Below are 25616 nucleotides of genomic sequence, written 5' to 3' on the forward strand. Positions count from 1 at the left end.
TACTCCCATCCTTTCACACAAATTATTCTCCTAACTTCACTAAGCTGTAGTTCTTCTTCCCTTTACGAATAATAATAAATCGTCCATCAAATGAATTTTCTACAGTAACATCTGTACCCACATCCGTTACTTTTTCGCCATTCATCGAAATAGCTCCATTATTAATATCCTCACGTGCTTGTCGTCTAGATGGCTCAATTCCTAAATCGACTAGCCATTCTACGATATTTTTCGTCTCCTTTGAAGACTGGAATGTTGGCATCTCTTTAAAGCCCTGCTCAATTTCATCAGCTGTTAATGATTTAATATCTCCGCTAAATAACGCTGCTGTAATTTTCACAGCTTGCAGGAAGGCCTCTTCTCCATGAACGAATTTCGTCATTTCTTCCGCTAATACTTTTTGCGCTTCACGTCTATGAGGCTCTGTTTCTACCTTCGTTGCCAATTCATCAATGCGCTCTTTCGTTAAGAACGTAAAGTATTTCAAGTATTTCACTACATCACGGTCATCTGTATTCACCCAAAACTGGTAAAATTCAAATGGTGTTGTTTTTTCAGGATCAAGCCAAACTGCACCACCTGCTGATTTACCGAACTTCGTACCATCTGATTTCAGTAATAACGGAATCGTTAATCCGAATACTTTCGCTTCGTGCCCTTCTAACTTACGAATTAAATCTAAACCACTCGTAATATTTCCCCATTGGTCACTACCACCAATTTGCAGTTGAACATCTTCTTTCGTGTATAAATGATGGAAATCCATCGCTTGCAAAATTTGGTACGTAAATTCCGTGAAAGAAATTCCTGTATCTAAACGACTTGCTACAATATCCTTCGCTAACATGCTATTAATGCTAAAGTTCTTCCCGTAATCACGTAAAAACTCAATAATGTTTATTTCATGTGTCCAGTCGTAGTTATTTACCATCTTCACTTCGCTATTTCCGCCAAAATCAAATAGCTTTTTCATTTGCGCTGTTAACGCATCCACATTATGCTGAACTACTTCTAACGTTTGAAGTTGACGTTCTGATTGACGTCCACTCGGATCACCAATCGTTCCTGTTGCCCCACCAATTAAAATAACTGGATGATGGCCAGCTAACTGGAATCTCTTCATCATCATAAACGGAATTAAATGTCCAATATGCATACTATCACCAGTCGGATCAACTCCGCAGTATAGTGAAATCTGTTTCTCTTCTACTAGCTTACGTAACCCTTCTTCGTCCGTCTGTTGATTAATGGCGCCGCGCCATTCTAATTCATCAATAATATTCATCTTTTGTCATCTCCTCTATTTTTTTGAAAACAAAAAGTCCCTATGTCTATGACATAGGGACGATTATTCACCGTGTTACCACCCAGTTTGTATAAATAGCATAGCTACTCATACCACTCTTAGCAATAATATCGATTGCCAATCCGCTTAGCATTACCTAAGATACTCCAGAGTGTAATTCGCAAGTTTGTTTGTGCTAGGTTCCAGCAACCCCTAGCTCTCTCATTAACAGTGACAAACTGCTACTGGGCTCTTTCAACGTATGTTATTTGTTAAATTATTAGCCATTATATTGAATTGAAAACAAATTGTCAACAATACCCAAATGTTATTTTAAAATAATTCATACTTTTATACGCTTTTAATTCAAAGATTATTATAGATCTTCTCCAATAATCCTTACTTCTCGCTCTAACTTCACGCCAAATTTCTCTTCAACAGTCTTTTGTACAAAGTGAATTAAATCGATGTAATCTTGTGCTGTTCCGTTATCAACATTCACCATAAATCCAGCGTGTTTTAAAGAAACTTCCACTCCGCCAATTCGCTTACCTTGTAGTCCTGATTCTTGAATCAATTTACCAGCAAAGTTATTTGGTGGACGCTTAAATACACTACCACATGAAGGATATTCTAGAGGTTGTTTTGATTCACGTTTAAACGTTAAATCATCCATTTTTTCTTTAATTTCTTCACGCACACCTTCTTGAAGCTCAAATCTCGCTTCAAGAATAATGTAATGGTTGTTTGCAAATACACTCTTACGATATCCAAATTCAAATGCTTCTTTCGTTAAAGTACGTAACTCTCCATCACCTGTCATTACGACAGCTTCTGTTAATACAAACGATACTTCACCGCCGTATGCGCCAGCATTCATATATAAAGCTCCGCCAACTGAACCTGGAATACCACAAGCAAACTCAAGACCCGTTAAATTATGATCTAATGCAATACGTGATACATCAATAATTGCTGCACCACACTGTGCCACAATCGTCGTTCCTGTTACAGTCACATCTGTAATGTGAATTAAACTTACGGTAATCCCACGAATTCCACCATCTTTAATAATGACATTCGATCCATTTCCTAAAAACGTAACTGGAATATTATATTCGTTAGCATATTTGATAACTTCTTGAATTTCATCATAATTTGTCGGCGCAACGAACACATCTGCTTTTCCACCAACTTTAATATGTGTATGATTCTTTAACATTTCATCTTGTTTCACATGACCTTCAGGCAATACCGTACTTAAATATTTATAAACCTCTTGCATATTCATTTTACGATTCCTCTATTTCTATATTCTTTTTATCCCGTTATACGGGCCCATAATATCCCCACATACATGAACGAACCTAAAGTGGTGGATACAGTGTACCCAAAATCAATTCGAGACACCTATAAACCTCTTAATTTATAAGAGGTGCCACTCATATTAAAATATATATTGCATAATAAAGCAACCCAAATGGGCTACTAAACTTGACATGTCATCAGAAAGACAACAATTTGTAAAATATATTACTTTTTCAAAACACTATCCTTCAGTATCTTACTATACCATACGAAAATAAAGTGGTATTTTTTTGTAATCTTTACTTTATTTTCATCAATAAAAAAGATGCTTTTACATAGGTAAAAGCATCTTTTTTATTACTTATTATAATTTACTTTTCGTTCTCTTCTTTTTCCTTATCAAACCATAATAGCTCATCGTCATCAACTTCACCATTATAATTGATTAGAATCTCTTCTCCCGCTTTTATATCTTTGTAAGCAAAGAAGTTAAATGTGTGATTCTCAAAGACAATATCATACGTTGCATTCGGATTATATGCATGATTAAATAACATGCCGTATCCTAAAAGGAATGCTGTATGATTTACCCCATACTCAAATGCGTAGTCAGCAAGTAACGTTTTCTCAATGTGTTCATGCTGTTCATTCGGATAAGAGATAACTGGTGCTGAGTGAATCAACTCACCCTTTTTAATATCACGAGTTGCAAATACCCCTCTATTAAATTCTCCATCACTAAGTTCAGAAGTCTTAACTTCGATCATATGCGTCACCTATATAATTCTTTCTTTGAAGTATTTTATTCCGCTATTTGCGGGGTTCAACTAATAATCAGTAGCGTATAGCCCCACTAATTAAAGTCTCAGTTTATCTCCTTAAGCTTGGCAGAAAACGCGCAGAAAAGCAATTAAATTACTACCAAGTATTCATTTAAATGAAAAAAGAGCACACATAGTGTGCCCTTTTTAAGAGATATTACTTTTCTAAAATATTTTCTAGCAACTTCACTTGCTCGCTAACAGTATGCAACGTCTTCACCGATATATCATTTCGATGTTTTTCTTCTTCCACACTTGCTAACACTTCTTCCGTAGCCGCAGAAGTTTGCTGAATTACATTAGAAGCATGTGTAACATCCTTTACGATATTTGTCGTTTTAACCTGCAAGTTTTCTTGATGACCAACAATCTCTCTCATTACATCATTAATTGCATCAATAAACTTCCCTAAATCCGTTACATTTGTTAAAACACTTGCTAGCATTTCATTACATTCTTCTTGTACTTTTTCTGATTTTTCTACCTGTACTTCCACTTTACTTGCCTGATTACTAAACTCCTTCAAAATACCTTGAATTCTCCCCGCAGAGCGATTCGATTCTTCGGCAAGCTTTAATACTTCATTCGCTACAATAGCAAATCCTTTTCCATGCTCGCCTGCTCTTGCCGCTTCAATATTTGCATTTAAAGCTAGCAAACTCGTCTGACTTGAGATATTCGTTATTACATCTACAATTTCGTTGATTTGCTTCGACTGCATCATTAAATCTCTAAATATAATTCCTGATTGTGAAACAACATCATTTAAACTTCTCATATTCGCTTCAAAATTTCGTAAAGTATGTACACTACCCTTTGAAATCTCTAAACTTTCATCAACACGAGTCGATGCATTTCTTACTTGCGAAATGATTTGTTCAATATTCCCTTCCATATCGTTCAATACTTCTACTGAACGTGACATCATCTCTGATTGTGATTGAGTACCAACTGCCACCTCTTCAAAAGCAAAATTAATTTCACTCATCGACTCCATCGATGTATTCATATTTTCTCTTAAGTGATTGAAATTATTATCTAGTTTCCCAACCGTTTCCTCAATCAGTCTTTGCGTTTCTTCTAGCTCCTGAGCTTTCCTCATTACTTCTTGCTTCTCATCACTTAAACGAGCTAACAAATTAGAGCCAATCTTCGTTACGCCCCACATTGCAATCGTTACGATCGCTAACAAGCTTGCGAAGTTTGCAGCTTCAGATGCCGCTGTATAAGCAAAAAATTGCTCCGGCCAATAACTACAAAGAATAAATGTGATAATAACCGCCACTCCGCCGAGAATGATAACGAGACGTTCACTTAAATAAATAAGTGAAACTGCTAATGTAAAGTAGACCATTTGAAATACAGCCGGACTTTCATTAAAAGCTTGTACCATAATGAAAGACATAATAAGCAACATAAATGTCATGATATACTTATACATCGCTTCCATGCTTTCTATAAAAGTAAACAGCGTTCCAAATACAACAACTGAAATACCACAAACCCAAAACGCTATTGCTCTCTCTGTAAAAATATATCCGTAATACCCAATCGCGATTATTCCAAGAAAGAAACTACAAATCGTAATGAACAGCAATAAATGATTTTTCTGTGATTCTTTCTCCAGGTTAGAAAAACAAGTTCTCTTTAACCACTCCATATATGAAGCCCCACCTTCTACTTATACATATAGATTACTTCAGCTTAAATACCGCACTTACTGGGTTATGATCGCTATTTTCAAACTTTAAATCTTTCCCTTGTACATTTACAATTTCCACATTCGATGAAACGATAAAACCATCAATAATCGTGACAAAGTTTTCACCTTCCACATACTTCTTCACATCATCTCTCACCGTCATAACAGACGGATCTACAGCCCACTTAAAGCCACCATCAGTAAAGTCCTTTGGTAACTCTACTAACCACTCAGGACGCTCTTTCACAAACTTCGGATCACTTAACTGAGCGTTCGAAAGTAATTGATTCCAATCTCCGCCCATTATTACGTAATCACCATTTTCATAATGCTTGTTCATATATTCTTTTAAAAACTCTACTTGCTGTTTTCTAATTTTCCCGCCTTCATCATACGCAGACAAATGTAAATTTACGAGTCTCACAAACTTCCCATTATTAACAGGTATTTTATGCTCAACAATCGCTCGATCTAAATCAAACAAACGCTTTGGCCAAGGTTCCATTCCAGGAAGCTGGAACCTCTGCGCTGCTTGAACTGTATATTTAGAAAACGTACTTAATCCAGCCTCCGCATATCCCATTGGACTTGTAATTGGTACAGGGACCCATTTTGTATCATAGTTCTTTCCGAACGACGAAGCATAATCAGGTAATCCTTTTTTCAAAAATTCATGCCCATTTACATCAAAAGATCGCATTGATTTTATATCAACTTCTTGTAATAACGTAAAATCACTATTCTCATTTTGTAAAAACGAAAGCATTTTCTTTAAATTCGTTTCCGTTTGCTCTTTACTACTTGAACCAGAACCTTTTCCACCATCCATAAAGAAGTCTTGATCCTTATCTAATCCAGCATATCCAATATTAAATGTTGTAACTTTAAATTCATTTCCAAGCGCTAACACGCGTTCCTTATTATTTTCCACCTTCAAACTTATAACATTAGCCGGCTGTTCTTTTGTAAGTGTCATATATGCTAAAAAACCACCTACAACTCCCACCCCTACTAAAATACATATAAGTACTATTTTTAATAATTTTTTCAAACGAACGACTCCTTTTCTAAAACTACCAATTTTACTTTTCTTTATTTTCAGTTAACTAAAGCGAATGAAAGACATACGAAACATTTTATCATATCGAAAACCTTATATCACTATATTTAGTTTATAAGTATAAATTCTCTATCTTAAACCATCACATACATACAAAACAGCTCCACTTCTTCACTGGAAATTCTACGCAATTTTTAGTACACTATATGTAATAATCATAGGCGATGGAGTTCGCCATAACTGCTGCTTAGCTAATGACTCCTACCAGTATAACTACTGGTAGGAGTCTATTTTTTTGAGCAAGCTATTTAAAGAGGTGAAGAAATTGATTTATATTATCGTTGGCATAGCCGGTATATTAGGAGCCCTTTCTCGCTATTATTTAGGTCTTACTATTCATACTTCATGGAATCATTCATTTCCGCTAGCTACATTGCTCATCAACTTACTCGGCTGCTTCTTATTAGCGTGGCTGACTACGTATATCGCTCGGAGAAACATCTTGCCTTCAGAAATTATCACAGGCATTGGGACTGGATTCATCGGTTCCTTTACGACGTTTTCAACATTTAGTGTAGAAACTGTGCAACTAATCCATCTTTCTGAATGGGGTACGGCTTTCTTATATGTATCATGCAGTATACTTGGTGGTCTCATTATGTCTGGTCTTGGCTATACACTAGGTGATTTCTTAATTAAGAAACACCTTACGGAAGGTGATCACTTATGATAGAAGCTTTATTAGTGGCAACAGGTGGATTTTTCGGTGCTATTACACGATTTGCAATTAGTAATTGGTTTAAAAAAAGAAATAAAACTTCCTTTCCAATTGCTACATTTCTCATTAATATAACAGGCGCGTTTTTACTCGGATATATAATTGGCAACGGAGTCACTACAGGTTGGCAATTATTATTAGGTACTGGATTTATGGGTGCCTTTACGACGTTTTCAACATTTAAACTAGAGTCCATTCAGCTCTTCAATCGTAAAAACTTTGGCATACTATTTCTATATTTAAGTGCTACTTATATTATTGGTATCCTTTTTGCATTCCTTGGAATGAAACTAGGCGGAATATAAAAAAAGAAAGCGACTCTTATCAGTCGCTTTCTTTCATAAGAAGTATGTCCCGCCATATGGAATGGAGAATAAACCCGCTGGATGCACATCGTAATGTACAATTTGCATCGGAGGCTGTGAGTACGACATATACTGCCCTTGCATCACTTGTGCAAAATATGCTTGCTGCTGCATTTGAATCGCTTGATTCACAGCATGAATTGTCCCCTGTGCTCCTGCCAAAGTAATAGCCGATCCAACTTGCCTTTCAGGATAACAATAATGATTCACCATGATTCAGCTCACTTTTTATTTTTCTTCCCTATCGTATGTTTCTATTTCATGACAAGTGTTTTATTACGCTGTCTTTTTTCGAAGCACCGAGAAAAGAGCCACACACAAAATTGCAACAATTCCAGTAAAAGTAAATAAATATGCTAACGGAATTAAGTAAAATGGCTCCACTAAAGTTCCATCTCGTTTTACTTCCGAACCAATTACATTAAACATAATGATACATAACACTCCTAAAAATATTGGACTAGAAGCTAATAAATATTTTTTCATCATATATTCTCCTTTGATTTCACAATTAATTTATCTGCATTCCTTTTTACTATTATCACTACCATCATAATAAGTCCACTAACATTCTCAGTCAATAATTATTTATTGTTTTACGATAAATAATTATTGTTAAACACAACAAAAAGGCTATAGACAATCATTATCTATAGCCTTTTCACTCCATTATTTCGTTCTAAAATATTGCTTCTGAAACATACACATTCTTATCGCATTATGGTAGTTACCATCAACGAAAAATTCGTCGAGAAGTTCTCCTTCTACCATAAATCCAACTTTTTTATAAACATGTACAGCTTTTTCATTCTCTTTATCAACAACTAAATAGAGTTTATGCATATTTAATACAGAAAAAGCGTAATCCATCGCTAAACGCGTCGCTTCCGCTGCATAACCATGTCCTTGATAATTCGGATCAATAATAATCTGGAATTCTGTTCTTCGATGAATATAATCAATTTCCACTAACTCAACTAATCCAACCATCTCATTATCTTTCTCTAGGATAAAACGCCGTTCACTTTGATCATGTATATGTTTATCGTATAAATCCTGCAGCTCCACAAATGCCTCATATGGCTCTTCAAACCAATACGACATAATATGTGCATTATTATTCAGTTCGTGTACAAACTTTAAATCTTCTCGTTCTAAAGGACGTAACTTCAAATCCTGACTCATTGCTATAACCTCCAAGTAAAAGAAACTTCTTCACTTAATTTCTCAATTTTTTTCAATTTCAAACGCCCTAATTTCATTGTAAACTTTCAAGTAACTTGAATGTCAAGACGTAAAAAAGTAGTGCGAACTTATGTCTGCACTACTCTTTTCTCAAATCTCTCATATTCGATATGTATAAAGCAATAACTAAAACAAGAATGGATCCCGCATATAATAACGTCTCCATTGGTTCCTCATGAGACACAATAATTAAACGAATTAACGCCGTAATTCCGATATAAATAAAATAACGTAACGGAAAATGATAATTCGACTTAAAATACTTAATAATCAATGCGATGAACTCGAAGTATAAGAAATAAACGATGATGCTCTCAACCAATTTATACGATGTATATTCCTTTGTTGAAAATATGTATTGAATAAATGTAATCGTCTCGTTAATTAAAAAGATCGATAAAACAATGGACAATATAATTAACGCTATATTCAATATCCACTGCAAAACGCTAGCTATGTAATGATCGATATTAAACTTCATTTCACACTCTCCTTCACGTAAATACTTATTTATTATAGCAAAATTATGATTGAAGGTGAGTTAAATCATAATGTTAATCACCTCTTTTGATTACGACATTTTCGAAATGAGAGAATAACATTCACCGTATGTAAAAGAACTTTTTTATAAATACAACCTCATATTCTGAGCGCTCAAAGCGTCGCAAATGAAATATCCGCAGAATGGGCAATCGCAAAAAAAGCTGCTGCCTATAAAATATAGACAGCAGCTTTTTTTTGCATACTCATTTTGTAACTAATAAACAGCAATTGGCCCATAAGGACCCTTGATAATTTCTATTTTTGTTTCAAAAATATCTGTCAAAAGTGTTGGGTCCATAACCTCTTCTACTGTTCCAAAAGCAGCAATTTGCCCATCTTTCATAGCACAAATTTTATCAGAGTATTTAGCTGCAAAATTTATGTCATGCATAACAGTCAAAATTGTTCTTCCGAATTCATTAGCTGCACGTCTCAAATGCTCCATCATTTGAACAGAGCGCGCAACATCAAGGTTGTTCAGAGGCTCGTCCAATAGCACATATTCAGTCTCTTGGCACAATACCATCGCTACATATGCCCTTTGTCTTTGACCACCAGAAAGCTCATCTAAATATCTATTCTCTAAACTAGTTAAATCTAAGAAATCGATATATTTAGAAATGATAACCTCATCTTCTTTAGTTAATCTTCCCTTAGAATACGGAAAGCGCCCAAATCCAACTAATTGTCTAACAGTAAGCCTCGTTACAAAATGATTTTCTTGTCGCAATATAGTCAAAATTTTTGCTAAGTCTTTTGATTTGGATTCAGAAACATCCATATTCGCTACTTGAATTTGGCCTTCATCCATATCTAAAAGTCTTCCAATCATCAATAGTGTCGTAGACTTTCCAGCGCCATTTGGTCCAATTAAAGAAGTAAAGCCCGCTTTTGGTATTTCAATATCCAAAGGTCCTATTTTCACCTTATCAGTATAGAACTTTTTAACATTATCGATTTTTATCATAAAGCCCTCTTCCTTAAAACTATAGTTAAGAATATGATTCCACCAAATAATTCAATAATAACTGAAACTACACCTTGAGCATGGAATACATGATACATTAAAAAGTATGCACTCGTCATTATTAAAAATCCTATAGCAAAAGCCATTGGGAAAATATATCTATGATCATAAGTTGACGCCGCCTGATAACTCAAAGTTGCTACTAAAAAGCCGTAGAAAGTAAGTGGCCCAATTAGAGCTGTTGAGATAGACATTAAAATAGCTACTAACACAAGCGTATAAATTACACTAGGTTGATATTTAACCCCAAAAGAAGTAGCAACATCCTTTCCTAGTGACAAAACATTCAACTTCTTAGAATGAGCAAAAATTAATAACGCTACAATTATGATCATAGGAATTACAACAGGAAAATATGCAGGGTCTGCATGATTAACAGAACCAAATAATCTCGCTTGTAAAATATCAAATTCTGAAGGCGCAAGTAGTTTTCTCATAAAAGTTGACACAGAATTTAGCCCGGTACCAATAATAATTCCAACTAAAAGCATAAGTTGTAAATTCCCGTATTTGCCGGAAAGTAACCACCCATAAAGTATCAAACTCATGAAGACCATCACAACAACTTGAAATAAAAATGATCCAATTCCATTAAAGTTTATTAATGCACTAGCACCAAAGAAGAATATTGTACTCGTTTGAATTGCTGAATAAAGTGATTCGAAACCTAAAAGTGAAGGAGTAATAATCTTATTATTTGTAATAGATTGGAAAGCGACTGTCGATAAACTATGGCAAACTGCAGCAATAATCATTGCAACAATAGCTACTATCCTTCTCTTAACAACCGGGATAAAAGAAGGTGAATCTATCGGAACTGGATTGTTATAAACTAAAAGTCCATATGAAGAAAGGAGACCTAAAGCAATCAATGTTGTCAGTACAATCCAATAACGTCTTGCCTCCTTCTTAGAACGAAAAGCACTAGCTGATCTACTTTCATTATGAAGGCTAGAATCGACTTCGACATTTTCTTTATTTCTATAATCTAATGTGATCATCGCAGCCTCCTTGGTTTTCTTTGTCTCAATAGAATAGTAATAAACACGACCGCTCCCACTGTTGCAAGTATTAAAGAAACAGGGACTTCAAAAGGCTTTATAATTGTCCGAGAAATGATGTCACAGGCAGTGATTGTCCCCATTCCGATCACACATACCCAAGGTAAATTACTCCTAAGATCATCCCCTCTAAACATGGAAACAATGTTTGGAACAATTAATCCCAAGAAAGGTAAGTTTCCAATAACAGCTGCAACAATTCCAACAGCAACAGAGATAAGACCAGTCCCAAAAAGAACAATTCTATTGTAATTAACTCCAAGGCTTGTTGCGACATCTTCTCCTAGTCCAGCTAAAGTCAATCTATTAGCATACATAAAAATAAACAAAGTAACGATAACAATCAGCCATAAATATTCATATCTTCCCACCTGAACAGTAGCAAATGAACCTACGAACCAAGTTTCAATACTTTGCGACATTTGAAAAAGGAGTCCCAAAAAAGTAGACACTGCAGAAATAACTGCTCCAAGCATCAATCCAATAATTGGGACAATTAAAGAAGAACGAAGTTTAACTCTTCTTAAAAATAAAAAGAAAATCATAGTTCCTATAAAAGAAAAAATGATTGCACCAGTCATTCTTTGAACTAAAGTCGGGGCAGGAAATAATAAATACACAAAAAGCAGGCCTAAGCCTGACCATTCAATCGTCCCCGTTGTAGTAGGTTCAACAAAACGATTCTGTGTAATTAATTGCATTACGAGCCCTGCCATTGCCATTGCAGCTCCAGTAAGCATTAATGCAACTGTTCTCGGAACACGAGTGATGAAAAACATCTCCATTCCGTCCTCTTGTCCACGTATATCATAAACTCCAGTAAACAGTGATATAATCCCTAAAATTATAACAACTATAACCGCTATTATAAAAGGTTTTGTCCATATTTTATTGTGATTATAAAACTGGGGTTGAGAAATATTCTCAACCCTAGAAATCATATTTTTTGACACTGTTTCGTACCCCTTTACACTACTTAGCTAAAGTTTTTGCAAGATTTCCAAATAACTCTATATAAGTCTGAATTGATTCATTTGTGTAAGTATCTGCTGGTGCATAAATAACTTGTTTTTTAGAAACAGCAGTTGTATTTTGAAGAGCTGGTGATTTAGAAATAACATCCTGAGCAGGAGCTGACTTAGCTGCATCAGATGTTGCAGCATCACGATCTAATACGAAAAGCCAATCAGGATTTGTTTGTGCGATAGCTTCAACAGAAACGTCATCACCTTTATGACCTGCAGTAGAATTCGAAACTTCTAATGCTGGAGTCCAACCGAAAATTTCATACATAGGTCCCCAAACGCGACCAGAATGCGGCGCAGCAAAGCCAATATTTCCACCAGTAACGATAACACTCATAACTTTATCTTTTCCGTTATAAGCAGATTTTGCTTTTTCAATAGATTTATCGAAATCAGCTACTAATTGTTTAGCTTCTTTATCTTTAGCAAAGATTTTTCCTAAAGTAGTTGTAGAATCTTTAAGTCCTTTTACTAAGTTTTCTCCAGGCTTAGTAGCCTTCTCAGAAACATCAAAATTAAGATCAATAACAGCTGCATTTGGCACTAATTTTTTGATTTCTTCGTAATGATCAGCAAATCTTTGACCAACGATTACAAGGTCAGGGTTTGCCGCTGCAATGATTTCAAGATTTGGTTCGCGGTGATTCCCGATATTTTTAACTGAATCATCCTTTTTATATGCTGAATCCGCAGGCATGATATCCTTTGGAGCAGCCGCTAATTTAATTCCCCAATCAGCTAAAGTTTCAAACGTTCTATTATCTAAAGCAACTACATTCTTTGGATTTACAGGGACTTTAACAGTTCCATGAGCATCAGTGATTTCAACCGTTTTTGGTTTATCACTACTATCACCTTTATTAGCTTTCGAAGTTTCCTTACTTGAATCTGAGCAAGCTACTAACATTAAAGTGAAAATTGCTAGAATACTTACTAATTTTAAAAGCATAGTTTTTTTCATACGTATACTCCTTATTATGTAATTTAGTTCGAAAATGATGACGTCCATAGATTGAATTAGATAGTAACTTTCATGTATCTAAATTGCTATTGATAATCATTTTCATTTGAACATCCTGTAAATAAGTATAGTCATTAATTCTGTGAAAATCTTGTGAATGGTGTGCGTTAATCAAATTAAACATAAATTAGATACAACCTCATCTAATGCGCACCAGAGTCAGTCCACACACGTGCTAATCAATAGATTGAGCACCTTATAAACCATGATTTCTACTGCAAAACAATGACCATTTCCTAATAGCAATCTTCTTTTTATAGTTTCCTTCTTTTCATATTTCACAGAAACTATTTTATTATCTTATTTTTATCATTCAACCATTGAATAGCCTCTGCCATGTATCGTTTGAATATATCTGTCTCTCTTCTCACACTTTAACTTTTTTCTTACATACCCAATATATAAGTCTACTACATTTGGATTCACTACTACGTTATATCCCCAAACTTGATTTAAAAGCATTTCACGGCTCAATATTGTATTTTTATTCTTAATTAAAAATACAAGTAAATCGTACTCGCGCTTCGTAAGCGAGAGATTTTCGCTACCTTTTTTCACAATATTGCTAGATGTATCAACAAAGAGATCTTTAAACTGAAAAAAGTTTGTCTCATTTTGCTGGATATAGTCAGTTCTCCTTAAAATAGCTTGAACTCTTGCTACTAATTCTTCTTTCACAAATGGTTTTCTAATATAATCATCTGCTCCTGCTTGTAGCCCTGCTATGCAATCCTTACTAGAAATATTGTCAGTCACAATAATGATCGGTGTCGTTTTAACAAGTCGTATTTGTCTACAAATTTCTGGTCCCGATATACTTAATGAATCCCAATCTAATATGATAATATCCCAATCTTGTTCATATGCTATATTTAAACCTTGGTTTTCATTGTGAAGTTTTAAAATGAAATGGCCCTCTTGCGTTAAACCGCTTACGATTTTCTTTGCTAAAGACCGTTCATTCTTAATTACTAACACCTGCCTCACCGATGGTTCACCTCTACTTCAATTTATCTCAAAAAAACATTTTTAAATTTATAAATATGAAACCCCTAAAACAGGCCATTGTAACAGCTTATTAGGAGAACTCTATATAATCTTACAATAGATGTGAATAGAAACACAAAGGATATGAAGATTTAAATACATATTATGTAATCATTAAAGGTAGCTATAGTATCTACCTGTTTATCAGCAATAACTATTTCTTCATTTTCTGTTTCAGGGGTACCGCCCTCCCCCTCATCAACTTAAGCATTTTATAAAACCACAAAACAAAAAGAACCATAACCTCGCCAATTTGGAAAAGTTATGGTTCATATCATACAAAATAAAAAAACCACCAAATATGTATTGGTGGAGACGGTGGGAGTCGAACCCACGTCCAAAAATATCGGCACTTAAGCTTCTACGAGTGTAGTCGATATATTAGCATTTCGCGAACTCTTCGGCCTATCGACAGGCTTCCAAGTTGCTAGTCTGATTGTTCTCTTCCTTCGCCCTCAGACGGCGAACTCCGGCGTAGTCCACTTAGTTTGAGTCCCTTACCCTACCACATGGACGATGGAGGGAGGAACCTTTAGTGCAATTAAGCAGCTAAAGAAAGATTGTTTTGTTTGCCAATTATAGGCTTTGACGTTTTAACGAGGCCGATCCCCTCGACTCGCAACCTAAGCTCGAACTATCCCTGTCGAATCCGTAACGTCCCCATGATAAAAATGGAGCATACGAAGAAATATCGTGATAGCTACTAAGAGCTGTTTTTCAATGTGCAACAATCTTACATAAGTTATTATAACATACGCGCGTCGTTTTACAAATGTAAATATCTGTATTACATCTTTTGACGATCACGGAACGCGCGTGCAATTTCACGTTTTGCTTCTTTCTCTTTTAAATCGTTACGCTTATCATATTGCTTTTTACCTTTTGCTAAACCAAGTGCCATTTTCGCGAATCCATTTTTTAAATAAATTCTAACTGGAACTAATGCATAGCCTGTTTCTTTTGAAGCACCCGTTAACTTCTCAATTTCTTTTTTATGAAGAAGTAACTTTCTCGTGCGAAGCGGATCATGGTTGAAACGATTCCCTTGCTCATATGTACTAATATGCATATTATGTACCCATACTTCACCATTATGCACACGTGCAAACGCATCTTTCAAGTTCACGCGTCCAGCGCGAATCGACTTAATTTCCGTTCCTTGAAGGACAAGCCCTGCCTCGTATGTTTCTTCGATGAAATAATCATGAAATGCTTTTTTATTTTGTGCAATAACCTTACCTGAACCCTTTGGCATATAACGTCCCTCCTCTATTTTTACTATTGTAACAAATGTTAATAAAAAGCGAAAGTGGCTCGCTCAGAATGTGAGGTGGATGGAGCTTCTGACCTTGAGGCGCTCTTTGCCTCTCGGGAAGAAGCGAAGCCGCCGAACATTCTAGCCACTGTAGCTGGATTCCAACAAAAAGCGAAAGTGGATCGCTCTCAAGCCACCAATAAAAAAGAAAAAGCCCCGCTTTTTATCAAAGCGAAGCCATCCTTTTCTTACTTACGCTTTTTCTTTTTCTTCTTGAATCCTGGTACATTTTCGAAGAATGCTTTTTTCTTCTTACCGTTACCATCTTTTTTCCCTGGCTGACTAGCGGACGTGGAAGTGGAAGTGGAAGCAGAAGCTGATCCTCTTCCTTTTCCTTTGCCACCACGTTCGAATTTTCTACCTGTACCACGTTCTCCGCCACGCTCATCACTGCGCTCGCTACGTCCACCGCGTTTCTTTCTGCCTGTTCTTGGCTGTTCGATAACGACTGGACGATCTTTGAACTTACGACGAGGCGTACCTTTCATGCCAACGATTTCAAAGTCGATTGCACGCTCGTCTTTATTTACGTTAATAACGCGAATTGTAATTTCGTCTCCGATGCGGAATACGTTACCTGTACGTTCTCCGATCATTGCGAAATGTTTCTCGTCATAACGGTAGTAATCATCCGTTAAGTAGCTAACGTGTACAAGACCTTCAATTGTATTTGGAAGCTCTACGAATAAACCGAAGTTTGTTACAGAGCTAATCATACCGTCATACTCTTCGCCGATCTTATCAACCATATACTCTGCTTTTTTCATTTCGTCTGTTTCACGTTCTGCTTCAACAGCACGGCGTTCCATATTAGAAGAGTGCTCTGCAATCTCAGGTAAGTTTTCACGCCATTTTGCTTGTGTTTCATTGTCGACTTTACCGTTAATGATGTATTCACGAATTAATCTATGAACGATTGTATCTGGGTAACGACGAATTGGTGATGTGAAATGTGTGTAGAACTCAGTTGATAAACCGAAATGTCCTAAGCTATCCGCATCGTAACGCGCTTGCTTCATTGAACGAAGCATTACTGTTGAAATAACTACTTCTTCAGGCTGTCCTTGAACCATTTCAAGAATTTGTTGCAGCGCACGAGGATGTATTTCATTCGCACGTCCTTTTACTGCATATCCGAAGTTTGTTACAAACTCGAAGAAACGTTCCAGCTTATCTTCTTTCGGATCTTCATGGACACGGTACATGAATGGTACGTTCATCCAGTGGAAATGCTCTGCTACTGTTTCGTTCGCAACAAGCATAAATTCTTCAATTAACTTCTCTGATACAGAACGATCACGCATGACAACATCTGTCGGTTTACCTTCTTCATCTACTAATACTTTCGCTTCTTTAAAGTCAAAGTCGATTGCACCGCGGCGCATACGTTTTTCACGTAAAATCTGTGCCAATTGACCCATTTCTTTAAACATCGGTACGAGCGGCTCATAGCGTTTGATTAACTCTTCGTCCTCATCTTCTAAAATGCTTCTTACGTCAGCATACGTCATACGCTCTGTCGTTTTAATCACACTTTGGAAAATCTCATGCTTTACAACATCACCTAAGTTGTTGATTTCCATTTCACAAGATAACGTCAGACGGTCTACTTTCGGGTTTAACGAACAAATACCGTTAGATAGACGATGCGGAATCATCGGAATTACACGGTCAACAAGATATACACTCGTTGCTCTTTCCGCTGCTTCTACATCAATTGGAGAACCTTCTTGAACGTAATGACTTACATCCGCAATATGAACGCCAAGCTTGTAGTTACCGTTCTCGAGCTTCGTTACTGTAACAGCGTCATCTAAATCTTTCGCGTCTGCACCGTCAATCGTTACGATCATTTGGTCACGCAGATCACGGCGATCTTTTAAATCTTCTTCTGAAATCGTTTCTGGTACACTGTTTGCATGCTCCATCACTTCTTCAGGGAATGCTAAAGGTAGATGATGTTTATGAATAACTGATAAAATATCTACTCCTGGATCATTTTTATGACCTAGAATTTGAATAACTTCACCTTCTGCACTTAAACGATTCTCTGGATAGCTCGTAATTTTCACAACTACTTTATGGCCTTCTACAGCACCCATTGATGCACTTTTCAAGATAAAGATATCACTCGTCCAGCGCTTATTGTCAGGTACAACAAATCCAAAGTTTTTCGATTCTGTATATGTACCAACTAGTTCTTTCGTGCCGCGCTCTAAAATACGTACAATTGAACCTTCTTGGCGTGATCCACTTGATTGTGCGCTAACACGCGCTAATACTGTATCGCCATGAAGTGCACCGTTTAACTCTGTAGGTGGGATGAAAAGATCATCATCTCCCGTTTTCTTCTCTTCTGGTACAACGAATGCAAAGCCACGTGCATGTCCAATTAATTTACCGCGTACTAAATTCATCTTTTCAGGAAGACCGTAACGGTTACTACGTGTGCGAATAACAAGTCCCTTCTCTTCCATCATTACAAGTGCCTTTACAAAATCTTTAAAGCCCTCAGACCCTTCAATTCCAAATGCCTCTTCTAACTCTTGTATTGTTAACGGTTTATACGCTTCTTCTCTCATAAATAACAACAACTTATCAATATTTTCTTGTATGATTTCTTCCAAGCAGAAATACCTCCTTTAAACCCTTATATTATTTAGTGTATCCGAAAGACTGGGGATGTATAAAGCGAAAATTTAATACTCCCCTAATGATTTTTACAGTTTTCACAAAAAATTCCTTATGAAAAAAAGAGGCAACTAGATCTTACCAATCTAGTTGCTCCAAGAAGTTATATACATCCTCATGTAGCTCGTCACGTTGCTTATCAAGTGTAATGACATGCGTAGAGTCTTCATACCATTTAATGTCTTTTAACGTAGATTCTACACCGTTATAAATAATGTTAGCACTATCTGTATTAATCATTTCATCATGACGTGCTTGTACAACAAATATAGGTGCATAAATCATATCCACATTGTTACGTACGTCAGCAATTAATTGTTGTAATGCTTTTAATGTATTCATCGGTGTCTTTTGGAATTCCAACATTTCTTGTTCGATTTGCTCTGGTGATTTTTGCTCACGGTTTTTATATTCGCGGGCATATGCCAATATACCTTGGTACATCGTTTCTTCACTCTTAATATACATTGGTGCACACATTGGTACTACACCTAAAACAGGTACTGTATAACCTAATTTTAAAGAAAATACGCCGCCAAGTGATAATCCAACAACAGCAATTTTCTCAAAGCCTTTATCTTTTAAAAGCTGATATGCCTCCATTACGTCTTGCCACCAATCTTCAGGACCTGTATGAACAAGCTCTTCTGGTGGTACACCGTGCCCTTTATAAATTGGCGCATGACAAGTGTAGCCTTTCTTCTCTAAGAAACGCCCTAACATACGTACATCAGCTGAGTTTCCTGTGAAACCATGTAGTAATAAAACAGCGCGGTCTCCACCCTCAAATGTAAATGGTTTCGGAGATGCTAATTTCATCATGTACTTCTCCTCTTTCTCTTCTGTAATCTAGTCGTATTCTTTCTATATCTAGTGTACCATATTTATATTTCTATAATCTAATTAGAAACATCTTTCAAATGGCAAAATAAAAAAAGAAGAACCATTAGTACATCTTACTAACGCTTCTTCTTTCAATTCTATAAATTTAAGTACGTAACAGCAATTGTTAATACGAAGAATAGAACAGCTAAAACAATTGTAATACGGTTTAATACCGCTTCAATTCCACGTGCTTTTTGCTTACCAAATAATTGCTCTGCACCGCCTGAAATTGCACCTGAAAGGCCTGAGCTATTACTAGACTGCATAAGTACCATAACAATCATTAAAATCGATACAATAATAAGTAAAACGGATAATAACGTATGCACTTGGCGTACCTCCTACAAAGATTCAGTTATTTTAACTGTAGCATAAATTCTATAGAAAAGCGAGAGCTATAGAGTCGCTCTCGCTTTTCTTCTATTACATAAACATCATTGCAAATAACGGCCCGAGCAAACATGTCAAAATTGCTGTTAATGTCATTGTTACCGATCCAATAACACCTTCATGTTCATTATTTTTCATCGCTCTCATTACACCCATAATATGAGAAGCACATCCAAATCCGATACCTTTACCAACTGAGTTTGTAACGCGGCTCCATTTTAATAAAAGTGGGCCGGTAATCGTTCCAGTAATACCTGCGATAACAACGAAAGCTGCTGTTAATGACGGTACACCACCAACTTGCTCTGAAACACTCATCGCAACTGGCATTGTCACCGATTTTGGTAAAGAAGATAAAATTAAGCTTTTATCTGTTCCCATAAGTGATGCAATGGCAAAATCACTTGCGATTGCAACTGTTGTCCCTACTAATACGCCACCAGCAATCGGTACAACATATTTTTGCAGAACGTGACGTTGCTTATAAAGAGGAATTGCAAATGCTACAACACCAGGTCCCAGCAGTTTTGCAATCCAGCCACCACCGCTTTCCATATAATGTTGATATGGTATATCAAGCATGATAAATAAGAAAGCCATTAATCCTGTTGCTACAAGCATTGGAATGGTGAATGGTGTTGGAAATAATTTATAGATTTTTTTAGATAATTGGTATAATAGCACCGTAAAAAGAACCCAACCGATTCCGATTAATATTTGGCTCATCGCGACTCTCTTTCCTTTCTATTCGCAAGATATTGTCCTGTATGCCCTGCGACAATAATAATTAAAAATGTACTCGCTACAATTGTAATGAAAAGAGAAATTCCTTTACTCATAAAAAAAGCACCGTAATTCATTAGGCCAAGTGTTGGCGGAATTAATAAAAACGGCATAATAGCAACGAGTGTTTCTGCTCCTAAATCGAACCATTTCACTGGAAGGACTTTTAGGCTAAGTAAAACAAGTAAGAGGAACATTCCAATCAAACTTCCTGGAATCGGAATATTTAACACTTCTTGTAACCAAGTTCCAACCATATACAAGACGTAAAGAGCAGCAATTTGGACAAGAATCTTTGTAAATTTCATGTTCATCATCCCTCATGTTTATACGATCTTCTCTTAATATCTTTATCATAGTATAAATTGTAAAAAGCTGCAATTTATCAACTTGACAGCAAAAACAGCTTATGTTAGACGCTTACAACCTTGATATGACTGGATTTCCGCATAGAAATTAAGTCAAAAACCTTGACCTAATATAAAAAGTTTTTATTTTCTGAATTTATAACGTTGTTATTTCAATAAAATAATATTTTTATCCTTAAGCTTACATATATATAAAGTGAAACTTTCATTAGTGGTGGTTTTCTTCATCCCTACAATCAGGCTTTTACGGGATAAACAAGATAGGTGGTGAACATATGCCAAAAAAAGTTCTTATTTTTTGTGATCCTGGGATTGATGATACGATGGCTCTCCTCTTAGCATTCTTTATTGATGAAATAGAAATCGTCGGCATTGTTGCTGATTACGGCAATGTTCCAAAAGAAATGGCTGTACAAAACGCTCATTTTCTTAAGAACGAAGCAAAGGATAGAAATATCAAGATATTTGGTGGATCAGAACGCCCACTTACTGGCGCCCCTCCTGCTTTCTTTACGGAAGTACACGGGAAACAAGGGCTCGGGCCAATTATTCCAAAGGGACATGTGACTAACGGAGAAATGGAGAATTTTTTCGAAGTTATTCCTCTTATTGAACAGTATAAAGATGAATTAATCATTGTTAGTTTAGGCAGACTTACCTCCCTAGCAATTTTATTCATCTTATGTAAACAGCTCGTGAAGCAAGTTAAATCTTACTACTTAATGGGCGGTGCCTTTTTACATCCTGGTAATGTTACCCCTATTTCCGAAGCAAACTTTTATGGCGATCCTACTGCTGCTAATATAGTCCTTCAATCCTCACCTAACATGTACATCTATCCATTAAACGTCACTCAGTATTCCATCATTACACCAGAAATGGCTGAATATATTGAAGCAAAAGGAAAAGCCCCACTCGTCAAACCGTTATTCAATCATTATTACTACGGATATTATAAAGACGCCTTACCGCATTTAAAGGGGAGCCCCTTCCATGACACAATGCCAATACTCGCTTTACTTGATAACTCTATGTTTACATATCACAAGTCACCTATCGTTGTCATGACAGAATCTTATGCACAAGGAACAAGCATAGGGGAATTTCGTTCTTTAGGAGAATCTAAGCCATTTATTGATTGGCCGAGTCATCAAATCGCAATTGATTTTGATTATAACCGCTTCTTTAAACATTTCATGTCACTTATGACGGGTGAGCAATTTTAACATAAAAAAACAGACCGTGATTTCTCACGGTCTGTCGTTATTTTCTACAATTATCGTTTGATGTTGTAGAAAGATTTGATACCATCGTAAACAGCGATTTCGCCTAGTTCGTCTTCGATGCGTAATAATTGGTTGTACTTAGCAATACGGTCAGTACGGCTCATAGAACCAGTTTTGATTTGGCCAGCGTTAGTTGCAACTGCGATGTCAGCGATTGTAGCATCTTCAGTTTCACCAGAACGGTGAGATACAACTGCTGTGTAACCAGCACGTTTAGCCATTTCGATAGCTTCGAAAGTCTCAGTTAAAGTACCGATTTGGTTAACTTTAATTAAGATTGAGTTAGAGATACCTTTTTCGATACCTTCAGCAAGTTTTTGAGTGTTAGTTACGAATAAGTCGTCACCAACTAATTGTACTTTATCACCGATACGCTCAGTTAATAATTTGTGACCATCCCAGTCGTTTTCGTCTAAACCATCTTCGATAGAGATGATTGGGAAGTCTTTGCAAAGCTCTTCGTAGAAATCAACCATTTCTGCAGAAGTTAAGCCAGTACGGCCTTCGCCTGCAAGGTCATATTTACCAGTTTCTTTGTTGTAGAACTCAGAAGAAGCAACGTCCATTCCTAAGAATACGTTCTCGCCAGCTTTGTAACCAGCTTTTTCGATAGCTTCGATGATTACTTCTAATGCTTCACGGTTAGAACCAAGGTTTGGAGCGAATCCACCTTCGTCACCTACTGCAGTGTTAAGACCTTTGTCATGTAATACAGCTTTAAGTGCATGGAATACTTCAGCACCCATACGGATTGATTCTTTGAATGTTGGAGCACCAACTGGTAAGATCATGAACTCTTGGAAGTCTACGTTGTTATCAGCGTGAGAACCACCGTTGATGATGTTCATCATTGGAGTTGGTAATTGTTTTGCATTGAATCCACCAAGGTAACGGTATAATGGAAGACCTACGAAGTCAGCTGCTGCGTGAGCTACTGCCATAGATACACCAAGGATAGCGTTAGCGCCTAGTTTACCTTTGTTTGGAGTGCCATCTAATTCGATCATAGCACGGTCGATACCAGCTTGGTCAGTTACGTCGAAACCAACGATTTCTGGAGCGATTGCTTCGTTAACGTTGTTTACTGCATTTAGAACACCTTTACCAAGGTAACGAGATTTGTCACCGTCACGTAATTCTACTGCTTCGTGCTCACCAGTAGATGCACCACTTGGTACGATAGCGCGTCCGAAAGCGCCGCTTTCTGTGTAAACTTCTACTTCTACAGTTGGGTTACCACGAGAGTCAAGGACTTCGCGAGCATAAACATCAATAATTGTTGACATAATAAATTCTCTCCTTTTTATATAAGCAAATTATTTAATAATTGTTTTACCTGTCATTTCTTTCGGTTGTTCCACATTTAAAAGCGTAAGCATTGTTGGAGCGATATCTCCTAAAATACCACCTTCACGAAGCTCTACATCATTTTTTGTAACGATGAAAGGAACCGGGTTAGTTGTATGAGCTGTCATTGGTCCACCATCAGCAGTTAACTCCTGATCAGCATTACCATGGTCAGCAGTAATAAGTGCTACACCATCTTTTGCAAGAATCGCTTCTACAACTTTTCCTAAACATTCGTCAGTTGCTTCTACTGCTTTAATTGTTGGTTCCATCATCCCAGAATGGCCAACCATATCACAGTTTGCAAAGTTAAGAATGATAACATCATGTTTATCATTTTCGATTTCATTTACTAAAGCGTCCGTTACTTCGTAAATGCTCATTTCAGGTTTCAAGTCATACGTTGCAACCTTCGGTGAGTTAATTAAAATACGCTCTTCTCCTGGGAATTCAGCCTCACGACCACCGCTAAAGAAGAATGTAACGTGCGGATACTTTTCAGTTTCCGCGATGCGAAGTTGCTTTAATCCCGCTTGCGCAACAACTTCACCTAATGTGTTATCAAGGTTCATTGGCTTGAATGCCACGTAACCATCTACAGTTTCACTGAAATGTGTCATACAAACGAATTCAGGAATGTGAGGTACTTTTTCACCACGATCGAACTCACGGAAGTCTTCGTTTGTAAATACACGAGCAATTTGAATTGCACGGTCTGGACGGAAGTTATAGAAGATAACTGCATCATCATCATTGATTGTTGCAACTGGCGTGTTATCTTCGTTAACAATTACAGACGGCAATACGAATTCATCATAGATACCGTTCGCATAAGAGTCTTCTACACACTCTTCTGCTGATTTATAAGTAGGGCCTTCACCATTCACCATAGCACTGTAACATTTTTCTACGCGATCCCAACGCTTGTCACGGTCCATAGAGTAATAACGACCAGAGATAGTCGCGAATTGTCCTACTCCTGTTTCTTTAATTACTTCATTTGTTGCATCGATATAACCTTTTGCTGTTTGTGGTCCAACATCGCGGCCATCTAAGAATGCATGGATATAAACTTTCTCCACGCCTTCTTTTGCTGCTAAGCGAAGAAGAGCAAACATATGGTTCATGTGACTGTGCACACCACCATCAGAAAGTAAACCGAATAAATGAAGAGCAGTACCTTTTTCTTTTACGCTTTTAATTGCATTTTGGAAAGTTTCGTTCTGATCGAACTCACCTTCACGAATTGCAACGTTTACGCGTGTTAAGCTTTGATATACAATACGGCCAGCACCGATATTTAAGTGACCAACCTCAGAGTTACCCATTTGACCTTCTGGAAGACCTACTTCCTCACCACAAGCTGTAAGCGTTGTGTGAGGGAATTTGTTCCAGTAACCATCAAAATTAGGTTTCTTAGCTTGTGCTACAGCATTCCCATGAGTTTCTTCACGTAGTCCGAAACCATCAAGAATGATTAAAGCTGTTGGCTTTCTCATTTTACCGCCCCCAGAAGACCTAAGAACGAAGCAGGCTCTAAGCTAGCACCGCCAACTAAAGCGCCGTCGATGTCAGATTGTGCCATATACTCTTTAATGTTTTCTGGTTTTACGCTACCGCCGTATTGAATACGAACAGCTTCTGCAGCTTCTGTAGAAACAGCTTCTGCAACAACTTTACGGATGTGCGCACATACTTCGTTTGCATCTGCAGAAGAAGAAGATTTACCTGTACCGATAGCCCAGATTGGCTCATAAGCGATAACAGTTGCTTTAACTTGCTCTTCTGTTAAACCTGCAAGTGCTTTTGTCACTTGACCTGCTACTAGATCAAATGTTTTTCCGCTTTCGCGCTCTTCTAAAGTCTCACCACAACATACGATTGGTGTTAAACCATGTTCAAATGCTGCAAGAGTCTTTTTGTTTACTGACTCATCTGTTTCAGCAAACATTTCACGACGCTCAGAGTGGCCAAGTACTACGTAGCCTACTTTTAAGTCGCTAAGTGCTACTGGGCTAATTTCGCCAGTGAATGCACCATTTTTTTCGAAGTGCATGTTTTGTGCACCTACTTGTAAATCAGTTCCTTCAGTTGCTGCTACTAAACGCTCTAAAAATAGAGCTGGAGAGCAAACTACTGCATCAACAGCTGAAGCTGCTGGGATTTGACCTTTAACTTCCTCTACGAAGCTAACTGCTTCAGATAGAGTTTTATTCATTTTCCAGTTACCTGCGATAATTGGTTTACGCATGCTTTGCACCGT

26 protein-coding genes, 1 other RNA gene, 1 riboswitch and 1 other annotated feature are annotated in these 25616 nt (G+C 36.9%); of the genes, 3 read left to right on the forward strand and 24 right to left on the reverse strand.

What is annotated here, in order from left to right:
* Window positions 1–22: 22 nt before the first annotated feature.
* The 5 genes from tyrS to DT250_RS07630 all read right to left on the reverse strand — a co-directional run bounded on the left by tyrS (window position 23) and on the right by DT250_RS07630 (window position 6167).
* Window positions 23–1285, reverse strand: coding sequence for a tyrosine--tRNA ligase (gene tyrS, locus DT250_RS07610; protein ID WP_149212867.1), 1263 nt, complete (start codon window positions 1283–1285; stop codon window positions 23–25).
* 52 nt (window positions 1286–1337) lie between these two features.
* Window positions 1338–1553: a binding site (T-box leader), on the reverse strand.
* Window positions 1554–1661: 108 nt separating this feature from the next.
* On the reverse strand, window positions 1662–2576 hold the full coding sequence (gene murB, locus DT250_RS07615; RefSeq protein WP_048542427.1) for a UDP-N-acetylmuramate dehydrogenase: 915 nt from the start codon (window positions 2574–2576) through the stop codon (window positions 1662–1664).
* 388 nt (window positions 2577–2964) lie between these two features.
* Window positions 2965–3360: an SET domain-containing protein gene (locus DT250_RS07620; RefSeq protein WP_000573650.1), complete on the reverse strand. Its 396-nt coding sequence runs from the start codon at window positions 3358–3360 to the stop codon at window positions 2965–2967.
* Window positions 3361–3571: 211 nt separating this feature from the next.
* Window positions 3572–5074, reverse strand: a complete 1503-nt coding sequence (locus DT250_RS07625) for a DUF4077 domain-containing protein (RefSeq protein ID WP_149212868.1) — start codon at window positions 5072–5074, stop codon at window positions 3572–3574.
* Between the two features lie 34 nt (window positions 5075–5108).
* Complete coding sequence (locus tag DT250_RS07630) at window positions 5109–6167, reverse strand: endonuclease/exonuclease/phosphatase family protein (protein ID WP_149212869.1); 1059 nt, start codon at window positions 6165–6167, stop codon at window positions 5109–5111.
* Between the two features lie 220 nt (window positions 6168–6387).
* Window positions 6388–6447, forward strand: a riboswitch (Fluoride riboswitch).
* A gap of 54 nt (window positions 6448–6501) precedes the next feature.
* Between DT250_RS07630 and crcB (DT250_RS07635) the strand changes: the two genes are divergently transcribed.
* Together crcB (DT250_RS07635) and crcB (DT250_RS07640) are read left to right on the forward strand one after the other, a co-directional pair.
* Window positions 6502–6906 (forward strand): fluoride efflux transporter CrcB, encoded by a 405-nt coding sequence (crcB, locus tag DT250_RS07635; protein ID WP_179211913.1) that lies wholly within the window; start codon window positions 6502–6504, stop codon window positions 6904–6906.
* The gene (gene crcB, locus DT250_RS07640; protein WP_088064776.1) at window positions 6903–7259 is read left to right on the forward strand and encodes a fluoride efflux transporter CrcB; all 357 of its coding nucleotides are present in this window, start codon (window positions 6903–6905) and stop codon (window positions 7257–7259) included. Before crcB (DT250_RS07635) ends, crcB (DT250_RS07640) begins: the two co-directional genes overlap by 4 nt.
* 33 nt (window positions 7260–7292) lie before the next feature.
* Here the strand turns inward: crcB (DT250_RS07640) and DT250_RS07645 are convergent, their stop codons facing one another.
* The 16 genes from DT250_RS07645 to DT250_RS07725 all read right to left on the reverse strand — a co-directional run bounded on the left by DT250_RS07645 (window position 7293) and on the right by DT250_RS07725 (window position 20660).
* Entirely contained in the window at window positions 7293–7532 is a 240-nt protein-coding gene (locus DT250_RS07645; protein WP_149212870.1) for a DUF3947 family protein, read from the reverse strand.
* 63 nt (window positions 7533–7595) lie between these two features.
* On the reverse strand, window positions 7596–7808 hold the full coding sequence (locus DT250_RS07650) for a DUF3955 domain-containing protein (protein ID WP_088064777.1): 213 nt from the start codon (window positions 7806–7808) through the stop codon (window positions 7596–7598).
* A 180-nt stretch (window positions 7809–7988) separates the two neighbouring features.
* Window positions 7989–8504 (reverse strand): spermidine N1-acetyltransferase, encoded by a 516-nt coding sequence (speG, locus tag DT250_RS07655; protein ID WP_088064778.1) that lies wholly within the window; start codon window positions 8502–8504, stop codon window positions 7989–7991.
* Between the two features lie 139 nt (window positions 8505–8643).
* Window positions 8644–9045, reverse strand: a complete 402-nt coding sequence (psiE, locus tag DT250_RS07660) for a phosphate-starvation-inducible protein PsiE (RefSeq protein ID WP_000671178.1) — start codon at window positions 9043–9045, stop codon at window positions 8644–8646.
* A 276-nt stretch (window positions 9046–9321) separates the two neighbouring features.
* Entirely contained in the window at window positions 9322–10074 is a 753-nt protein-coding gene (locus DT250_RS07665; protein ID WP_046955601.1) for an iron ABC transporter ATP-binding protein, read from the reverse strand.
* Window positions 10071–11135: an iron chelate uptake ABC transporter family permease subunit gene (locus DT250_RS07670; protein ID WP_000631136.1), complete on the reverse strand. Its 1065-nt coding sequence runs from the start codon at window positions 11133–11135 to the stop codon at window positions 10071–10073. Before DT250_RS07670 ends, DT250_RS07665 begins: the two co-directional genes overlap by 4 nt.
* Window positions 11132–12148 carry an ABC transporter permease gene (locus DT250_RS07675; protein WP_149212871.1) on the reverse strand — a complete coding sequence of 339 codons (1017 nt, stop codon included), beginning with the start codon at window positions 12146–12148 and terminating at the stop codon, window positions 11132–11134. The genes DT250_RS07670 and DT250_RS07675 overlap by 4 nt, the downstream gene beginning before the upstream one ends.
* A 19-nt stretch (window positions 12149–12167) precedes the next feature.
* Complete coding sequence (locus tag DT250_RS07680; RefSeq protein ID WP_087983993.1) at window positions 12168–13181, reverse strand: siderophore ABC transporter substrate-binding protein; 1014 nt, start codon at window positions 13179–13181, stop codon at window positions 12168–12170.
* A 369-nt stretch (window positions 13182–13550) separates the two neighbouring features.
* Window positions 13551–14228 (reverse strand): response regulator transcription factor, encoded by a 678-nt coding sequence (locus DT250_RS07685; protein WP_087983994.1) that lies wholly within the window; start codon window positions 14226–14228, stop codon window positions 13551–13553.
* 367 nt (window positions 14229–14595) lie between these two features.
* Window positions 14596–14950, reverse strand: a transfer-messenger RNA (tmRNA) gene (gene ssrA / locus DT250_RS07690).
* A 125-nt stretch (window positions 14951–15075) separates the two neighbouring features.
* The gene (gene smpB / locus DT250_RS07695; protein ID WP_001123908.1) at window positions 15076–15543 is read right to left on the reverse strand and encodes an SsrA-binding protein; all 468 of its coding nucleotides are present in this window, start codon (window positions 15541–15543) and stop codon (window positions 15076–15078) included.
* Window positions 15544–15791: 248 nt separating this feature from the next.
* Entirely contained in the window at window positions 15792–18230 is a 2439-nt protein-coding gene (gene rnr / locus DT250_RS07705) for a ribonuclease R (protein ID WP_149212873.1), read from the reverse strand.
* A 142-nt stretch (window positions 18231–18372) separates the two neighbouring features.
* Window positions 18373–19113 (reverse strand): carboxylesterase, encoded by a 741-nt coding sequence (gene estA / locus DT250_RS07710; protein ID WP_179952839.1) that lies wholly within the window; start codon window positions 19111–19113, stop codon window positions 18373–18375.
* 161 nt (window positions 19114–19274) lie between these two features.
* On the reverse strand, window positions 19275–19508 hold the full coding sequence (secG, locus tag DT250_RS07715; RefSeq protein ID WP_000557263.1) for a preprotein translocase subunit SecG: 234 nt from the start codon (window positions 19506–19508) through the stop codon (window positions 19275–19277).
* A gap of 94 nt (window positions 19509–19602) precedes the next feature.
* Window positions 19603–20295 (reverse strand): LrgB family protein, encoded by a 693-nt coding sequence (locus tag DT250_RS07720; protein WP_000078299.1) that lies wholly within the window; start codon window positions 20293–20295, stop codon window positions 19603–19605.
* Window positions 20292–20660 carry a CidA/LrgA family holin-like protein gene (locus tag DT250_RS07725; RefSeq protein ID WP_075309614.1) on the reverse strand — a complete coding sequence of 123 codons (369 nt, stop codon included), beginning with the start codon at window positions 20658–20660 and terminating at the stop codon, window positions 20292–20294. The genes DT250_RS07720 and DT250_RS07725 overlap by 4 nt, the downstream gene beginning before the upstream one ends.
* A gap of 335 nt (window positions 20661–20995) precedes the next feature.
* Between DT250_RS07725 and DT250_RS07730 the strand changes: the two genes are divergently transcribed.
* Window positions 20996–21946 carry a nucleoside hydrolase gene (locus tag DT250_RS07730; protein WP_149212875.1) on the forward strand — a complete coding sequence of 317 codons (951 nt, stop codon included), beginning with the start codon at window positions 20996–20998 and terminating at the stop codon, window positions 21944–21946.
* 50 nt (window positions 21947–21996) lie between these two features.
* Here DT250_RS07730 and eno read toward each other — a convergent pair whose 3' ends face one another.
* From eno to tpiA, 3 genes are read right to left on the reverse strand one after another with little or no spacing between them, the layout of a single operon-like run.
* Window positions 21997–23292, reverse strand: coding sequence for a phosphopyruvate hydratase (gene eno, locus DT250_RS07735; protein WP_000103948.1), 1296 nt, complete (start codon window positions 23290–23292; stop codon window positions 21997–21999).
* A gap of 30 nt (window positions 23293–23322) precedes the next feature.
* Window positions 23323–24852 carry a 2,3-bisphosphoglycerate-independent phosphoglycerate mutase gene (gpmI, locus tag DT250_RS07740; protein ID WP_001231145.1) on the reverse strand — a complete coding sequence of 510 codons (1530 nt, stop codon included), beginning with the start codon at window positions 24850–24852 and terminating at the stop codon, window positions 23323–23325.
* On the reverse strand, window positions 24849–25604 hold the full coding sequence (gene tpiA / locus DT250_RS07745) for a triose-phosphate isomerase (RefSeq protein ID WP_001231043.1): 756 nt from the start codon (window positions 25602–25604) through the stop codon (window positions 24849–24851). The genes gpmI and tpiA overlap by 4 nt, the downstream gene beginning before the upstream one ends.
* Window positions 25605–25616: the final 12 nt, after the last annotated feature.

The sequence above is a fragment of the Bacillus sp. AR2-1 genome (assembly GCF_008368755.1).
In the GTDB taxonomy this organism is placed as follows: domain Bacteria; phylum Bacillota; class Bacilli; order Bacillales; family Bacillaceae_G; genus Bacillus_A; species Bacillus_A wiedmannii.

Bases quoted from the DNA above. Each gene is read 5' to 3' on its own strand.
- tyrS (WP_149212867.1), bottom strand. From the start codon at position 1,285: ATGAATATTATTGATGAATTAGAATGGCGCGGCGCCATTAATCAACAG.
- murB (WP_048542427.1), bottom strand. From the start codon at position 2,576: ATGAATATGCAAGAGGTTTATAAATATTTAAGTACGGTATTGCCTGAA.
- DT250_RS07620 (WP_000573650.1), bottom strand. From the start codon at position 3,360: ATGATCGAAGTTAAGACTTCTGAACTTAGTGATGGAGAATTTAATAGA.
- DT250_RS07625 (WP_149212868.1), bottom strand. From the start codon at position 5,074: ATGGAGTGGTTAAAGAGAACTTGTTTTTCTAACCTGGAGAAAGAATCA.
- crcB (WP_088064776.1), top strand. From the start codon at position 6,903: ATGATAGAAGCTTTATTAGTGGCAACAGGTGGATTTTTCGGTGCTATT.
- DT250_RS07645 (WP_149212870.1), bottom strand. From the start codon at position 7,532: ATGGTGAATCATTATTGTTATCCTGAAAGGCAAGTTGGATCGGCTATT.
- DT250_RS07650 (WP_088064777.1), bottom strand. From the start codon at position 7,808: ATGATGAAAAAATATTTATTAGCTTCTAGTCCAATATTTTTAGGAGTG.
- speG (WP_088064778.1), bottom strand. From the start codon at position 8,504: ATGAGTCAGGATTTGAAGTTACGTCCTTTAGAACGAGAAGATTTAAAG.
- psiE (WP_000671178.1), bottom strand. From the start codon at position 9,045: ATGAAGTTTAATATCGATCATTACATAGCTAGCGTTTTGCAGTGGATA.
- DT250_RS07665 (WP_046955601.1), bottom strand. From the start codon at position 10,074: ATGATAAAAATCGATAATGTTAAAAAGTTCTATACTGATAAGGTGAAA.
- DT250_RS07670 (WP_000631136.1), bottom strand. From the start codon at position 11,135: ATGATCACATTAGATTATAGAAATAAAGAAAATGTCGAAGTCGATTCT.
- DT250_RS07680 (WP_087983993.1), bottom strand. From the start codon at position 13,181: ATGAAAAAAACTATGCTTTTAAAATTAGTAAGTATTCTAGCAATTTTC.
- smpB (WP_001123908.1), bottom strand. From the start codon at position 15,543: ATGCCAAAGGGTTCAGGTAAGGTTATTGCACAAAATAAAAAAGCATTT.
- estA (WP_179952839.1), bottom strand. From the start codon at position 19,113: ATGAAATTAGCATCTCCGAAACCATTTACATTTGAGGGTGGAGACCGC.
- DT250_RS07720 (WP_000078299.1), bottom strand. From the start codon at position 20,295: ATGAGCCAAATATTAATCGGAATCGGTTGGGTTCTTTTTACGGTGCTA.
- DT250_RS07725 (WP_075309614.1), bottom strand. From the start codon at position 20,660: ATGAAATTTACAAAGATTCTTGTCCAAATTGCTGCTCTTTACGTCTTG.
- DT250_RS07730 (WP_149212875.1), top strand. From the start codon at position 20,996: ATGCCAAAAAAAGTTCTTATTTTTTGTGATCCTGGGATTGATGATACG.
- eno (WP_000103948.1), bottom strand. From the start codon at position 23,292: ATGTCAACAATTATTGATGTTTATGCTCGCGAAGTCCTTGACTCTCGT.
- gpmI (WP_001231145.1), bottom strand. From the start codon at position 24,852: ATGAGAAAGCCAACAGCTTTAATCATTCTTGATGGTTTCGGACTACGT.
- tpiA (WP_001231043.1), bottom strand. From the start codon at position 25,604: ATGCGTAAACCAATTATCGCAGGTAACTGGAAAATGAATAAAACTCTA.